14 protein-coding genes and 1 pseudogene are annotated in these 15,501 nt (G+C 60.8%); 11 read left to right on the plus strand and 4 right to left on the minus strand.

The window, feature by feature from the left end; translation table 11 throughout:
- Nucleotides 1-16: 16 nt before the first annotated feature.
- On the plus strand, nt 17-961 hold the full coding sequence (locus AWB74_RS15760) for a choline ABC transporter substrate-binding protein (protein WP_061147672.1): 945 nt from the start codon (nt 17-19) through the stop codon (nt 959-961).
- A gap of 121 nt (nt 962-1,082) precedes the next feature.
- Here AWB74_RS15760 and AWB74_RS15765 read toward each other — a convergent pair whose 3' ends face one another.
- The 4 genes from AWB74_RS15765 to AWB74_RS15780 all read right to left on the minus strand — a co-directional run bounded on the left by AWB74_RS15765 (nt 1,083) and on the right by AWB74_RS15780 (nt 5,098).
- Nucleotides 1,083-2,501, minus strand: coding sequence for a Kelch repeat-containing protein (locus AWB74_RS15765; protein ID WP_087039029.1), 1,419 nt, complete (start codon nt 2,499-2,501; stop codon nt 1,083-1,085).
- Nucleotides 2,502-2,738: 237 nt separating this feature from the next.
- Entirely contained in the window at nt 2,739-3,503 is a 765-nt protein-coding gene (locus tag AWB74_RS15770) for a class II aldolase/adducin family protein (RefSeq protein ID WP_061147674.1), read from the minus strand.
- Between the two features lie 51 nt (nt 3,504-3,554).
- Nucleotides 3,555-4,646, minus strand: coding sequence for a GlxA family transcriptional regulator (locus tag AWB74_RS15775; RefSeq protein WP_061147726.1), 1,092 nt, complete (start codon nt 4,644-4,646; stop codon nt 3,555-3,557).
- Between the two features lie 137 nt (nt 4,647-4,783).
- Nucleotides 4,784-5,098, minus strand: a complete 315-nt coding sequence (locus AWB74_RS15780; protein WP_061147675.1) for a hypothetical protein — start codon at nt 5,096-5,098, stop codon at nt 4,784-4,786.
- Between the two features lie 33 nt (nt 5,099-5,131).
- Here AWB74_RS15780 and AWB74_RS45635 point away from each other — a divergent pair, with 33 nt between their 5' ends.
- The 10 genes and pseudogenes from AWB74_RS45635 to AWB74_RS15825 all read left to right on the plus strand — a co-directional run.
- Nucleotides 5,132-5,350 carry a hypothetical protein gene (locus tag AWB74_RS45635; protein ID WP_143749240.1) on the plus strand — a complete coding sequence of 73 codons (219 nt, stop codon included), beginning with the start codon at nt 5,132-5,134 and terminating at the stop codon, nt 5,348-5,350.
- Between the two features lie 130 nt (nt 5,351-5,480).
- Nucleotides 5,481-6,875: an L-serine ammonia-lyase gene (locus tag AWB74_RS15785; protein ID WP_061147676.1), complete on the plus strand. Its 1,395-nt coding sequence runs from the start codon at nt 5,481-5,483 to the stop codon at nt 6,873-6,875.
- Between the two features lie 43 nt (nt 6,876-6,918).
- Nucleotides 6,919-8,163 carry a sarcosine oxidase subunit beta family protein gene (locus tag AWB74_RS15790; RefSeq protein WP_008344986.1) on the plus strand — a complete coding sequence of 415 codons (1,245 nt, stop codon included), beginning with the start codon at nt 6,919-6,921 and terminating at the stop codon, nt 8,161-8,163.
- A 20-nt stretch (nt 8,164-8,183) separates the two neighbouring features.
- Nucleotides 8,184-8,483: a sarcosine oxidase subunit delta gene (locus AWB74_RS15795; RefSeq protein WP_061147677.1), complete on the plus strand. Its 300-nt coding sequence runs from the start codon at nt 8,184-8,186 to the stop codon at nt 8,481-8,483.
- Entirely contained in the window at nt 8,480-11,482 is a 3,003-nt protein-coding gene (locus AWB74_RS15800; protein ID WP_061147678.1) for a sarcosine oxidase subunit alpha family protein, read from the plus strand. Before AWB74_RS15795 ends, AWB74_RS15800 begins: the two co-directional genes overlap by 4 nt.
- On the plus strand, nt 11,472-12,125 hold the full coding sequence (locus AWB74_RS15805; protein ID WP_061147679.1) for a sarcosine oxidase subunit gamma: 654 nt from the start codon (nt 11,472-11,474) through the stop codon (nt 12,123-12,125). Before AWB74_RS15800 ends, AWB74_RS15805 begins: the two co-directional genes overlap by 11 nt.
- Nucleotides 12,122-12,556: a dihydroneopterin aldolase gene (locus AWB74_RS15810; protein WP_061147680.1), complete on the plus strand. Its 435-nt coding sequence runs from the start codon at nt 12,122-12,124 to the stop codon at nt 12,554-12,556. Before AWB74_RS15805 ends, AWB74_RS15810 begins: the two co-directional genes overlap by 4 nt.
- Nucleotides 12,556-12,819, plus strand: coding sequence for a hypothetical protein (locus AWB74_RS15815; protein WP_061147681.1), 264 nt, complete (start codon nt 12,556-12,558; stop codon nt 12,817-12,819). Before AWB74_RS15810 ends, AWB74_RS15815 begins: the two co-directional genes overlap by 1 nt.
- Nucleotides 12,820-12,927: 108 nt before the next feature.
- A complete protein-coding gene (locus tag AWB74_RS15820; RefSeq protein WP_061147682.1) occupies nt 12,928-14,346 on the plus strand; it encodes an MFS transporter in 1,419 nt (472 codons plus the stop codon).
- Nucleotides 14,347-15,134: 788 nt separating this feature from the next.
- Nucleotides 15,135-15,377 (plus strand): annotated as a pseudogene (locus tag AWB74_RS15825) (type II toxin-antitoxin system RelE/ParE family toxin); the annotation flags it as partial.
- Nucleotides 15,378-15,501 lie beyond the last annotated feature (124 nt).

The raw sequence follows: 15,501 nt of genomic DNA on the forward strand, positions 1-15,501 counted from the left end.
AACCTGGGAGAGAGATATGAAACGCTTGTGGATCGCATCGATAGCGTCGATGGCGGCGGCAATGTTATCGGGCGCGTATGGCGCCGAGCCTGCCGCATGCAAGAACGTGCGCTTCGCCGATGTCGGCTGGACGGATATCGCCGCGACCACCGGACTTGCATCGACCATTCTTCAGGGCCTGGGTTATAACCCGACGAAGACGATCGCTTCGGTGCCGATTACGTTCGCGGGCGTGAAGAGCAAGCAGATCGACGTGTTCCTCGGCTACTGGTCGCCGACGATGGACCCGATGATCGATTCGTTCAGGAAAGCGAATCAAGTGAAGGTGCTGGCGACGCCGAACCTGACCGGCGCGAAGTACACGCTCGCGGTGCCGGATTATGCGTACCAGGCGGGCATCAAGACCTTCAACGACATTGCGAAGAACTACGACAAGCTCGATGGCAAGATCTACGGCATCGAGCCGGGCAACGATGGCAATGCGCTCATCAAGAAGATGATCGACAGCAACATGTACGGGCTCGGCAAGTTCAAGCTGGTGGAGTCGAGCGAGGCGGGCATGCTGGTCGAAGTGAATCGCGCGATTCGCGATAAGAAGCCCATTGTGTTTCTGGGCTGGGAACCGCATCCGATGAACGTGCAGATGAAGATCGATTATCTCGCGGGCGGCGATGATGTATTCGGGCCGAACTATGGCGAAGCGAAGGTGCTGACGGTGACGCCGACCGATTACGACACGCGGTGCCCGAACGTCGCGAAGCTCGTGGCGAATCTTCAGTTCACGACGGATATCGAGAACCACGTGATGGTGCCGATCATGAACAAGACGGATGCGAACAAGGCGGCGCGCGAGTGGCTGAAGGCGAATCCGGCGGTGCTGGATAAGTGGCTGGCGGGGGTGAAGACTTTCGATGGGAAGGAAGGGTTGCCGGCGGTGAAGGCGTATGTGGCGGGGAATTAGGAAGAGATAGTCCGCAATTGCAAGCAGACGGAACTTTAGTCGGCGGCGCCCAATGAATCGAATGCCGAGCAGAGGAGCCTTGAAGTGACGCGCGAACGAGTTCGCACGTCACCTCGTTCTCTTACTCGAACCAGCGCTCACTCGTAGGGGTGTTGGCTCCGCCGAAGACCATCACCCCTCCGTCATCCAGTACCGTGGAGCCGTGGAATATGCGGCCATTATTCATGTCTTTAGCGAGCGACCATTTGCCCGTGGCGGGGTCGTAGATCTCCGCAGACGAGAGTGGGGAGACTCCGGAACCGCCGCTGATCAATACCTTGCCACTTGCGAGCAGCACAGCGGAAGCACCGACCCGCGCGACATTCATTTGGCCCGCGCTACTCCATTTACCGGAAGAAGGATCATAGATTTCCGCACTGGCTATCGCAGCAGCGTCCCAGCCGCCTGCCACGAGGACGCGACCGTCGCGTAACGCCACCGCGGCAAATTGATCTCGCGCCGTGTTCATCGTTCCGGTAGGCGTCCACGTTCCGATTGCAGGATCGAAGACTTCCGTCGAGGCCGAGACACTGAAGTTCGAGTCTCCCCCAGCGACAAGCACCTTTCCGTTCGGTAGGCGTATGAGCGTCGGTCGTTCACGAGGCGTGTTCATTTGGCCTGCATCGACCCACCTGCCGCTCGACGGATCGAATATCTCCGATGAAGCAATCGAACCGAATGTGGAGCCGCCGGTAACCAGTACCTTGCCGTCGGCGAGCAAGACCATAGCCGGACTCACGCGCGCTTGACTCATGTTCCCTGTCAGGCTCCAGCGGCTTGTCTTCGGATCGTAGATTTCGGCTGACGAGAGGAAATTGGTTTGAGAGCGACCTCCAGCCGCCACCACTCTTCCGTCGGCAAGAACAGTCACGGCTAGTTTGGAGCGTGGCGTGTTCATCGTGCCGGTGTAAATCCATTTCCCGGTCGGCGAGTCGAAGACCTCGGCGCTCGGAAGCGCATTACCGCCGGTGTCCGTGCCGCCAGCCACCACGATCTGGCCGCCGGGGAGGACTGCAACGCCAGGAGCGCTGCGTTGTATGTTCATAGCACTCGCACCAAACCATTCCCCTGCGAGAACCACCGATATTGCGATGCCGGTCACCGTCTTCCCTGCACCGTTCTCACCGGTGATCGTGTAATAGCTTCGCTCCTGCTTGAGTGTAGGTGTCCCGCTAATCACGCCGGTCTCGGAATTCAGAGTCAAACCGTCGGGCAACGCTGGCGATACCGAATAGTGGGTAATGGCGCCACCTTGCGAGTCGGGCGTAGTTGGCGAGATTGCTCTTCCCACTGCGAAGGTCGAAATATTAGTCGAATAGCGAAGATTCGCCGGGGGCGTTTCGACCTTGGGCGCGGGAGAATCAATCTGTGGTTCGCTGGCCGCAGAGGGACGGCCTTCGGTTGCTGTTCGGCCGGAGTCTCCATCTCCTCCTCCGCCACATCCAGCCAGCCAAGCAGAGGCCAATGCGCTTACAAGAATTGCTTTTGTGATTTTTCTCATCGATTTCGAGTGGTTTGGATTATCGAGCGAGTGCGCTCGCCGAAAGTTGACCACAAGCTTTCAATGAAATATATTGAGACGCTTTGAATAGACGTAATATTACATAGCTCGATGAACTATCGAGAGGCGGTCACCGGAAAGTGAGAACGTCCGAGATTATTCAATGGAAACGTGGGGTTGCCGGCGGGGAAGGGTTTATCTGCCGGCAACTGAATGTGTCATTGTAAGGCGAATGACTCAACTCCGATAATCCGTCTTCGCACCTTCAATCATCCTCAACGCCGCATCCCACTGCAGCGCCAGGATCCCATCGGCTTCATCGCGCCGATACTGGGAAGCCGTCAACTCGCAAACCTTCTGCGACGGCAGATTCAATTCCGCATTTCCCGCGAGTGCCCGAATCTGAATCTCGCACGCCCTTTCAAGAAAATACATTTCCTGAAACGCCTCCGGAATCGACTTACCGCAAGTCAATAATCCGTGATTCTTCAAAATCATCGCGTTATGCGACCCGAGATCATTCACGAGCCGATCGCGCTCCGCGAGATCCAGAGCAATCCCTTCATAATCGTGATACGCGATATGCCCGTAATACTTCAGCGCATGCTGGCTGATCGGCAAAAGCCCTTGCTTCTGCGCCGATACCGCCGCGCCCGCCGCCGTATGCGTATGCACGACGCACAGCACATCGGGCCGCGCCATGTGGATCGCCGAGTGAATCGTGAAGCCCGCCGGATTCACGCGATACCGCTCGGGATCGCCGCTCGCGCCCGCTTCGACGGGACGCCCTTCCTCATCGATGCGCACCAGATCCGATGCGCGCATCTCGTCGAAGAGCACGCCATAGCGATTGATCAGAAAGTGATGGTCCGCTCCCGGCACGCGCGCGCTGATGTGCGTGAAGATCATGTCGGTCCAGCGGAAGTGACCGATCACGCGATAAAGCGCCGCCAGATCGCAGCGCACTTTCCATTCTTCCTGCGAATACCCGTGAGTCTCCATGCCGTTCCTCCCTGGTTTGACGAGCCGCGGAAAGCGTGAAGCGGATAAAGCCTAGATTGCCTGAGCGCGGCCCGGAAAAACTTCGTCGTAGTCCATTGCCTGAGTGGCTTCCTGCGCGTCCTGTGCGCCGCCGCCCTGCTCGCGATACATCATCGGCGGCACACCGAATTGCTTGCGGAACTCGCGGCCGAGATGCGATGCATCCGAAAAGCCGCAGCTCGACGCGATATCCGCGACGGTCTTGTCCGAACTCGTCAGAAGCCACGCGGCGGTACGCAGCCGCACCTGCTTCGCATACGCCTGCGGTGCCTTGCCCGTCTCCGCCTTGAAAAGCCGTTCGAGCTGCCGCGTCGACAGATCGAGCTTGTAGGCGAGTTCATCGAGCGAGAGCGAACGGCCGACGTGCTGCTCCATCAGCAGGATCGCACGTTTCACCTTCGGATGCGTCGCAGGGGCGAGACCCGGCGGATGCGGCTGCGGCGCGTTGCCCTTCTGCATGTCGTCGACGAGCAAGATGCGCAGCGCCTTTTGCACCGTGGCGGTTTCGAAGTGACGAAGCAGAATCGCGGCGGCGACATCGATCGATGCGCGCCCGCCCGAACATGTGATGCGCCGTCTGTCGATCACGAAGAGACGGTCCGCGACGAGCGCCTGTTCATCGGCATGCGGAAAACGCTCGACGAAATCCCAGTAGTGAAACCAGCTCACGCAGATGCGATGACCTTCGAGCACGCCCGCGCGCATCAGCGAGAACACGCCCGTGCACATGCCGACGAGCGTCGCGTTCGTCGCGGCGGCGCGCCGGATGAACTGTAGCGTCGCCTCGCTCGTGGCGGGTCCGGAATGCAGCAGGCCGCCGACCACGACGACATAGTCGAACGGCTCGGCCTGATCGTAGGTTTCCCACGGCGTGATCTGGATGCCGCAACTCGCGCGCACCGGCGCGAGCGTCTCGCCGATCACGCTCCACGAGCAGCGCACCGGGCGGCTGAAATCGCCTTCGTCGGCGGACAGACGCAACAGATCGACGAAACCGGAGAACGCGGTCAGCGTGAAGTTCGGCAGCAGGATGATGCCGAAGCGGATGCGCGATTTCGATTGACCGTCGATAGACGACGGCGGAAGGGATTCTGCGGGGCTCATGCGGGCGACATGCGGCTGGACGTTATCCAGCGAGCATAACACTCGGCCGCGCGCGACGGGCGCGTGTCAGAAACGAAGCGGCCGGCGTCGCGTGACGCCGGCCGCGTGAATCGAAACGGAGAACGACAGGAGACGGTTCAGCCGCCGAGCACGGCGAAACCCCATGCGAAGACGCCGCCGATCAGCGCGCCCGTCGCGCGGCCGAGCACGCTCGCGATCGTGTAATCGCCCCAGCGCTGTTCGATTTCGGCCTTCAACACGCCGAAGTAGCGCAGCACCGGATCGATCGAGCAGAGGAACATGAGCGCGGCCCAGACGGGCGCCTGACGCGTGAGCACGTGTTCGGGCGAGAGCAGGCCGATTGTCTGAAGCGCGCCGACGACACCCGCGCCGATGAGGAAGGAGAGAACCCAGGACTTGAAGAACTGATCGGGTAGTGCGTGAGTTTCCATCGATGCAAACCGGAAGAAGCGAGGAAAGAAAGCGTGAGCAAGGGCCCAGCCGAGAACCTAGGGAATATACCGAGACGGGCTCTTCCGACGCTTCGGATCAGTCTCAAAAATATGGAAAGTGCAACGAAGATGCGCAAAAAAGCACCAGATGCGAAATGGTCTGTTACGCGCGGCGTGATGAAGAAAGCGCCCCTCGAAGCGGCTGCGGCGCTGCGGGAAACCCTGACGAAAAGCCGGCGATTCACGCGCTGACGCCGCTATCCCATTTCGACGGCGTTTTTGTTCTATCGGGTCTTTTTAGGGTTTGGTGCAATAAGCGCCATAGAGAAACCCGCCAAACCACGGCAGCGCAGCGCGCCACGCCAAACCCAGGGACACGCCAATGAACGTCAGCGTCTTCGATCTGTTCAAGATCGGCATCGGACCGTCGAGCTCGCATACCGTCGGGCCGATGATCGCGGCATGCCGGTTCGCGTCGCATATCGAGGATGCCAATTTGCTCGGCTTCGTCACCCGCGTGCGTGCTGAATTGTTCGGCTCGCTCGGTGCGACCGGCAAGGGCCACGGCACCGACAAGGCCGTGCTGCTCGGTCTCGAAGGCAATCTGCCCGACCTCATCGATCCGGACCTCATCGCGCCGCGTCTGAAGGAAATCCGCGACAGCAAGCGCCTCAATCTGCTCGGCAAGCACGAAGTGGTGTTCGAAGAGCGCGAGCACATCGGTTTCTATCGCAAGCTGATGCCGGGCGCGCCCGGATCGAGCATCGTGCACCCGAACGGCATGCGCTTTCAGGCGTTCGACGAGAACGGCCAGCTGCTCGTCGAGAAAGAGTATTACTCGATCGGCGGCGGCTTCGTCGTGAATCGCGAAGGCGATCGCGTCAACGGTTTGCGCGCGGGCGGCACGGTGCCGCATCCGTTTCGCACCGGCGACGACCTGATGCGCATCTGCAAGGAGACAGGTCTGTCTATCGCCGAAGTGACGATGCAGAACGAATGCGCGAGTCGCACCGAGCAAGAGGTGCGCGAGGGCATGCTCGCCGTGTGGCGCGTGATGGCCGCGTGCGTCGAGCGCGGCTGCAAGGAGCGCGGCGAGCTGCCCGGTCCGATGCGCGTGAAGCGCCGCGCAGCCGACTTGTCCATCCAGTTGCGCACGCGTTCGGAAGAGTCACTGCGCGATCCCCTTTCGATGCTGGACTGGGTCAATCTCTACGCGATGGCCGTGAACGAAGAGAACGCAGCGGGCGGCCGCGTCGTCACCGCGCCGACGAACGGCGCCGCCGGCGTGATTCCCGCCGTGCTGCATTACTACGTGAAGTTCATGCACGGCGCGAACGATGAAGGCATCGTGCGCTTCCTTCTGACCGCGGCCGCCATCGGCATCATCTACAAGGAAACCGCGTCGATCTCCGGCGCCGAAGTCGGCTGCCAGGGTGAAGTGGGCGTCGCCTGCTCGATGGCCGCCGCCGCGCTCGCCGCCGTGATGGGTGGTACGCCCGAGCAAGTGGAAAACGCTGCGGAAATCGGCATGGAGCACAACCTCGGCATGACCTGCGATCCGGTCGGCGGGCTCGTGCAGATTCCCTGCATCGAGCGCAATGCGATGGGCTCGATCAAGGCAATCAACGCGGCGCGCATGGCGATGAAGGGCGACGGCAAGCATTACGTGTCGCTCGACTCGGTCATCAAGACGATGCGCGAAACCGGCGCCGACATGAAGACGAAATACAAGGAGACGTCGCGCGGTGGCCTCGCCGTCAACGTCATCGAATGCTGAATCGATTGCAAGCACAAACCCCGCACGAAGGAAGAGATACACCATGAGCCGCTATTCCATCTTCAGCCTGCTGCGCAACGGCATGTCGTATCACGAGAACTGGGAGCGCCAGTGGCGAAGTCCCGAGCCGAAGCGCGAGTACGACGTGGTGATCGTCGGCGGCGGCGGTCATGGTCTCGCGACTGCCTACTATCTTGCGAAAGAGCATGGCATCACGAATGTCGCGATTCTCGAGAAGGGATGGATCGGCGGCGGCAATACGGCGCGCAACACGACCATCGTGCGGTCGAACTATCTGTGGGATGAATCGGCCGCGTTGTACGAGAAGGCGATGAAGCTGTGGGAAGGCCTCTCGCAAGACCTCAACTACAACGTGATGTTCTCGCAACGCGGCGTGATGAACCTCGCGCACAATCTGCAGGACGTGCGAGATACGGAACGTCGCGTGAACGCGAACCGCCTCAATGGCGTCGATGCCGAGTTCCTCACGCCGCAGCAGATCAAGGAAATCGAGCCGACGATCAACCTCAACAGCCGTTATCCGGTGCTGGGCGCGTCGATTCAGCGTCGCGGCGGCGTCGCGCGTCACGATGCGGTGGCCTGGGGCTTCGCGCGCGGCGCCGATCGCGCGGGCGTCGACATCATCCAGAACTGCCAGGTCGTCGGCATTCGCCGCGATGGCAGTCAGGTGACGGGCGTCGATACGACCAAGGGTTTCATCAAGGCGAAGAAGGTTGCCGTCGTCACTGCGGGCAGCACGACGACGCTCGCCGACATGGCCGGCGTGCGTCTGCCGATCGAGAGTCATCCGCTTCAGGCGCTGGTGTCGGAACCGATCAAGCCGGTCGTGAACACGGTCATCATGTCGAACGCGGTGCACGCGTATATCAGCCAGTCCGACAAGGGCGATCTGGTGATCGGCGCGGGCGTCGACCAGTACGCGGGCTACGGGCAGCGCGGCAGTTTCCACATCATCGAAGGCACGCTGGAAGCGATCGTCGAGATGTTCCCGGTGTTCTCGCGCGTGCGCATGAATCGTCAGTGGGGCGGCATCGTCGACGTCTCGCCGGATGCGTGCCCGATCATTTCGAAGACCGACGTGAAGGGCCTCTACTTCAACTGCGGCTGGGGCACGGGCGGCTTCAAGGCGACGCCGGGTTCGGGCTGGGCGTATGCACACACCATCGCGAAGGACGAGCCGCACGCGCTGAATGCGCCGTTCTCGCTGGATCGCTTCTATACCGGTCATCTGATCGACGAACACGGCGCGGCTGCCGTGGCTCACTAACCGCATCAAGGAAAAGAAACATGTTGCTGATCGAATGCCCCTGGTGCGGGCCGCGCGCCGAAACCGAATTTTCCTGCGGTGGCGAAGCGGATATCGCGCGCCCGCTCGACACCGAAAAGCTCACCGATAAGGAATGGGGCGACTACCTCTTCATGCGCAAGAACCCGCGCGGCGTGCATCGCGAGCAATGGAATCATGCGCAGGGTTGCCGCCGCTGGTTCAAGGCGCAGCGCGATACCGTCACTTATGAGATTCAGGGCTACGAGACGTTCGACCGTCCGCTGGCTGTAATGAATGACAACGGAGGCACGTCGAAATGAGCCAGAAAGACCGACTCGGCATGGGCGGGCGCATCAACCGCGCAATTCCCGTGACCTTCACATTCAACGGCAAGACGTATCAGGGCTTTGAAGGCGATACGCTCGCTTCGGCCTTGCTTGCCAATGGCGAGCGCTTCGTTGCGCGTAGCTGGAAGTATCACCGTCCGCGCGGCATCATCACGGCGGGTGTGGAAGAGCCGAATGCAGTGGTGCAGCTCGAAACCGGCGCGTACACCGTGCCGAACGCGCGCGCCACGGAAGTCGAGCTTTATCAGGGCCTCGTCGCGACGAGCGTGAACGCGAAGCCGAGCATCGAGAAGGATCGCATGGCGGTCAACCAGAAGATCGCGCGCTTTATTCCCGCGGGCTTCTACTACAAGACGTTCATGTGGCCGCGCAAGTTGTGGCCGAAATACGAAGAAGTCATCCGCGATGCGGCGGGTCTCGGCGAAGCGCCGAAGCAACTCGACGCCGATCGCTACGACAAGTGCTTCGCGCATTGCGACGTGCTCGTGGTCGGCGGCGGGCCGTCGGGACTGGCTGCTGCGCACGCTGCGGGTTTGTCGGGCGCACGCGTGATTCTCGTCGACGATCAACGCGAACTCGGCGGCTCGCTGCTGTCGTGCCGCGCGGAAATCGACGGCAAGCCCGCGCTGCAATGGGTGCAGAAGATCGAAGCCGAATTGCGAAAAATGCCTGACGTGAAGGTACTTTCGCGCAGCACGGCGTTCGGCTATCAGGATCACAACCTCGTCACGATCACGCAGCGTCTGACCGAACACCTGCCGGTGTCGCGTCGTCAGGGCACGCGCGAGCTGATGTGGAAAGTGCGTGCGAAGCGCGTGGTTCTCGCGACCGGTGCGCACGAGCGTCCGATCGTCTTCGGCAACAACGATCTGCCGGGCATCATGCTGGCGTCGGCGGTGTCGACGTATCTGCATCGCTATGCGGTGCTGCCGGGCCGTCACGCGGTCGTGTTCACGAACAACGACGACGCGTATCAATGCGCGCTCGATCTGAAGGCCGCGGGCGCCGAGGTGACCGTCGTCGATCCGCGTCCGGCCGAATCGAAGGGCACGTTGCCCGCGGCGGCGCGCCGCTACGGCGTGCGTGTGATGAACAATGCGGTCATCACCGTCGCGCGTGGCAAGTACCGCGTTGCGTCGGTCGAAGTGGCTTCGTATGCGAACGGCCAGGTGGGCCAGAAGCAAGCCGATGTCCCGTGCGATCTCGTCGTGATGTCGGGCGGCTGGAGCCCGGTGCTGCACCTGTTCGCGCAATCGGGCGGCAAGGCGCACTGGCACGACGAGAAGGCGTGCTTCGTTCCTGGCAAGGCATTGCAGGCAGAAAGCAGCGTCGGCGCATGCGCGGGCGAGTTCTCGCTGGCGCGCGGCATTCGCTTCGGCGTCGATGCGGGCGCGGATGCGGCGCGCGCGGCGGGCCATATCGTCGCGAAGCCGAAGGCCGTGCAGGTCGCCGAAATCGTCGAAGCGCCGATGATGCCGCTGTGGATCGTCGGCAACAAGGAAATGTCGACTCGTGGTCCTAAGCAATTCGTCGACTATCAGAACGATGTATCCGCTGCCGACATCTATCTCGCCGCGCGTGAAGGCTTCGAATCCGTCGAGCACGTGAAGCGTTATACGGCGATGGGCTTCGGCACCGACCAGGGCAAGCTCGGCAACATCAACGGCATGGCGATTCTCGCAGGCGCGCTGGGCAAGACGATTCCGGAAACCGGCACGACGACCTTCCGCCCGAACTACACGCCCGTGACCTTCGGCACGTTCGCGGGCCGCGAGCTCGGCGAGTTCCTCGATCCGGTGCGCAAGACCGCGATCCACGAATGGCACGTCGAGAACGGCGCGATGTTCGAGGACGTCGGCAACTGGAAGCGTCCGTGGTACTACCCGAAGGCCGGTGAAGACATGCACGCGGCGGTTGCGCGCGAGTCGCTCGCGGTGCGTCAGAGCGTCGGCATTCTCGATGCATCGACGCTCGGCAAGATCGACGTTCAAGGTCCGGATTCGGCGAAGCTGCTCAACTGGATGTACACGAATCCGTGGAGCAAGCTCGAAGTTGGCAAGTGCCGCTACGGCCTGATGCTCGACGAAAACGGCATGATCTTCGACGACGGCGTCACGGTGCGCCTCGGCGAACAGCACTACATGATGACGACGACCACCGGCGGCGCGGCGCGCGTGCTGACGTGGCTCGAACGCTGGCTGCAGACCGAATGGCCCGACATGCGCGTGCGTCTCGCATCGGTGACCGATCACTGGGCGACGTTCGCGGTCGTCGGCCCGAACAGCCGCAAGGTGCTGCAGAAGGTGTGTCACGACATCGACTTTGCGAACGGGGCGTTCCCGTTCATGAGCTATCGCGATGGCACGGTGGCGGGCGCATCGGCGCGTGTGATGCGCATCAGCTTCTCGGGCGAGCTCGCCTATGAAGTGAACGTGCCGGCGAACGTCGGTCGCGCGGTGTGGGAAGCGCTGATGCTCGCGGGCGCCGAGTTCGACATCACGCCGTATGGCACGGAAACGATGCACGTGCTGCGCGCGGAGAAGGGCTACATCATCGTCGGCCAGGATACCGATGGCTCGATGACGCCTTATGACCTCGGCATGGGCGGACTGGTGGCGAAGTCGAAAGACTTCATCGGCAAGCGTTCGCTCACGCGTTCGGATACGGCGAAGCAGGGCCGCAAGCAGTTCGTCGGCCTGCTCACCGATGATCCTTCGGTCGTGCTGCCGGAAGGCGCGCAGATCGTCTCGGGTCCGTTCCAGGGCGACACCGCGCCGATGCTCGGACACGTGACGTCGAGCTATTACAGCCCTATTTTGAAGCGCTCGATCGCGCTGGCCGTCGTGAAGGGCGGTCTCGACAAGATGGGCGAATCGGTTCTGATTCCGCTTGCGAACGGCAAGCGCGTCACCGCAAAAATCACCAGTTCGGTGTTCTACGACAGCGAAGGAGCACGTCAGCATGTTGAATGAAGTCAAGGCATCCGCGACGGTCGTAGACCGTGCCATCAGCGGACAAGGCGTGTGGCAGGAGAGCCCGCTCGTAGGCGCCGATGCGCTCATGAAGTCGCACCAGAGCGGATCGCCGAGAGCGGTTCGCCTGACGGAGCGCCCGTTCCTCGAACTCGTGAACGTGCGTGGCGATACGCGCGATGCGGCCTTCGTGAAAGCGGTGCAGAACGTGATCGGCTGCGTGCCGCCCGAGAAGGCGAACACCATCGCGCGCGGCAACGGCTACACGATGCTGTGGCTCGGCCCAGATGAATGGCTCGTTCGTTCCGATGCCGCGCACGACGCAGCGCGTCCCGCGCCGCTCGAAGCGAAGCTGCGCGATGCGTTCGTCGGCCAGTTCTCGGCGGCGGTGGATATCGGCAGCGGTTACACGGTGCTCGAAATCGATGGTCCGAAGACGCGTGAGCTGCTCTCGCGCGGCTGCCCGCTCGACCTTCATCCGAAGGTCTTCGGAGAAGGCCAGTGCGCGCAGAGCCACTTCTTCAAGGCATCGATCACGTTGACGCCGCTGGGTGGCGATCGCTACGAGATCATCGTGCGCCGCAGCTTCGCCGATTACTTCGTGAAGATCATGCTCGACTCTGCCGAGCCGCTGCTCTCATGAAGCCTTTCGAGCCGCTCGAGGTTGGAGGGCAGGGCTGGCGCGTGGTCGTCGATGAGTTGATCGTGAAGACGCGCGTCGGCCTGTACGAGCATGAGCATGAGGGTCCGCAGCCCGTCTGCATCGATGCGAGCCTGCGCTATCGCGAGATGCCGCACGAATCGAGCGATGGCCTCATCGATTACGAAGCGTGGTGCAATCGCGTGAGCGCGTTTCTCGAGACGAAGCCGCATACGCGTCTGCTCGAAACGCTCGCGGTCGAGATCGCCGCGCTGTCTTTCGATGAATGGCCCGCGCTCGATGGGCTCACGCTCACGCTGCACAAGCCGAAGATTCGCGAAGGCACGAAGCGTCTCGGGTTCGAACTCGACTGGCGTCGCGCGGACTACGATGCGTGGCGTCTGAAAGCCGCCGCGCGCCACGCGTCCGTGTGATGAACGCGTCACGCGACACCGCCGCGCAGCTTTCCGTACGTGCGTGCAAGAAGCACGATGCGGGCGCGGCGCTCGCGCTGCTCGATCGAAGCATTGCGCTGAAGCATCGGCGCATCGCGTTGATTCGCTATCTTCATGCGCAGTATCTCGATGCGCCGCTCGAAGCGCGGCACCACGATTATGTGAAGACGATCGCGGCGCGGCTCAGCCCGGAAGCGTTGATGCAGATCGCCGCGGCGGCGCGCGCCCGCTTCGGCGCATGACGTATCCGCACTATTCGATGACGCAAATCCTCTGATGCAGAGAATTATGTTGGCGTCTACTGAAGTCATCTGAACTTACGCGGCGCACGCCGCATCGAGAGGGATGACATGTCTTTCGCCACGCAGCCACGCGCGAGCGCTGCGGCACGGCTCGAACGCCTGCCGTTTTCCGGGTATCACCGCACGATCTTCATCATCATCGCGATCGCGTTCTTCTTCGATTCGGTCGATCTCGGGACGATGACTTTCGTGCTCGGTTCAATCAAGACCGAGTTTGGTTTATCGACTGCAACGGCGGGTCTCGTCGCGAGCGCGAGCTTCTTCGGCATGGTGCTGGGCGCCGCGGTTGCGGGCTTGCTTGCGGATCGCTTCGGAAGACGGCCTGTGTTCCAGTGGAGCATGGTGTTGTGGGGTCTTGCGTCGTATCTGTGCTCGACCGCGCAATCCGTCGATGCGCTGATTTTTTATCGTGTGCTGCTGGGTATCGGCATGGGCATGGAGTTTCCGATCGCGCAGACCTTGCTGTCGGAATTCGTGCCGACTGCATCGCGCGGCCGCCTGATCGCGCTGATGGATGGCTTCTGGCCGCTCGGGTTCATCGCGTCGGGCGTGGTGTCGTACTTCGTGCTGCCGAAGTTCGGTTGGCGCACGGAGTTCGCGTTGCTCGCGATTCCGGCGGTGTTCGTGCTGATCGTGCGTCGCGTGGTGCCGGAGTCGCCGCGCTGGCTGGAGCATCGCGGACGCTTCGATGAAGCGGACCGTGTGCTTGCCGATGTCGAAGTGAAGGTGATGAAGGCGAAAGGCCTGAGCCGGTTGCCGCCGCCTTCGATGCTCGCCGAGCCGCCCGCGCATCGCGGAACGGGGGCGTTTCGCGAGATCTGGAGCGCCGCGTATCGGCGTCGCACGGTGATGGTGTGGATGCTGTGGTTCTTCGCGCTGCTCGGGTTTTATGGGCTGACGTCGTGGCTGGGCGCGTTGATGCAGCAGGCTGGTTTTGCCGTGACGAAGTCGGTGCTTTATACGGTGCTGATTTCGCTTGGCGGCGTGCCGGGATTCTTGTGCGCGGCGTGGCTCGTCGAGCGATGGGGACGCAAGCCGGCTTGCATCGCATCGCTTTTGGGTAGCGGCGTGATGGCTTACGTGTACGGACAGACCGCGTTGCATGCCGAAACGCCGACGTTGCTCATCTGCGCAGGGCTGGCGATGCAGTTCTTTCTCTTCGCGATGTGGGCCGTGCTTTATACCTATACGCCCGAGTTGTACGGGACGGGGGCGCGGGCGACGGGGTCGGGTTTCGCGTCGGCGATCGGGCGTGTGGGGTCGTTGATCGGGCCTTATGTCGTGGGTGTGGTGTTGCCTGTGTTCGGGCAGGGCGGGATATTTTCGCTGGGCGCGGCTTGTTTCGTGGTGGCGGCTTCGGCCGTTTGGGTGTTGGGTATCGAAACGAAAGGGCTTGCGTTGGAGACGCTGGTCTCCGAAGCGGAGGAGCAGGAAGGGAGTGGCGTGCTGGCTTCGGCCAGGGAGTGAGTTTGCAGGTGTATGAGGTAGGGCGATTTTAGGGCCGCGCTTGCGCGGCCTTTTTTTGTCCGGTGCCGTGGAAACGATAGGTAAGTGTTTTGCTGAACGGTATTCGCCTGTAAAAAACATAAGGTGTAAATTCTGCCGCCGACCTAACTAGTCATTTCACGGTGACATGTCGTTCATTTCAAGGCGAAGCCGATACAAGCGAATTCACGATCGATACATGAGCGTAATTCAGCGCGTAAAGCACAAATACGAGCTTATTGACTTATTGAAGTTTACGCATTAATATGTTCTCACTTTCGCTTGGCGCTTCAGTCGTCGAGCAGCAGTAGTGTTTTGAAAAATCCGACCCTCAGATTTTCGCAGTATTTCATCCATTTCACTCTCGATATCTGAAAGCGGAGAGGCATGCCTAGCTCCGTCTCGACTTCTTTTATTTCTTGCGAGGAGGCGAATGTAATTATAGCCGCGTAGACCGAGTCTTATTTATTCCATAAGCTGAGCGTACATGCCGCGCTCACGGTACGGGCTGCTTGTCGGCCATCGTCAACACCTCGCGTGTGCACAAACGACCCGATTCGGGTCGAATAATCTCTTCTAGATCTTCCGCTGATTAGGGCTTCGACGCTTTCATGCTTCGAGGTTGGACACCTTTACCGCTGCTATCTGCTCTTTCGCGCCGCCGAGAGCTCGTGCCGCGTCGTTCGTGCATTTCAACCCCGCTACTCTTCTCAACTATGAAAAAAATCGAGTATTTGACGGAATTCCATTGATCATTTAACAAACTTCGTAATCTCAATGCCAGAAGAAATGTGCGACAACGGCTGTCTAGAGCAGAGAGAGACGGTCGATTTAGTGACTGTTCTTCAGTTGGAGAAGGTGTGTCTGAGATCAAGATTGATATTGGGCCTGGTTATCGTATCTACTTTGCATACAGAAAAAACAAAGTCTTTATACTGTTATTTGGCAACAAATCTTCACAAGAAAGGGATATCAAGCGAGCGCAACAAATGGCGAAAAGACTAAGTCGATGAGGTATCAGATGATGGCGTCAGGAATAGTCCTTCCCCATCGCGCTACTACCTTTTACTAATTCTTCGATCTGAAGAAATCTGAGATGACTTGGGCTGGAATCCCTCCAGCCCGAGAAGCATCCGA

The organism is Caballeronia arvi (assembly GCF_001544695.2).
Lineage (GTDB): Bacteria > Pseudomonadota > Gammaproteobacteria > Burkholderiales > Burkholderiaceae > Caballeronia > Caballeronia arvi.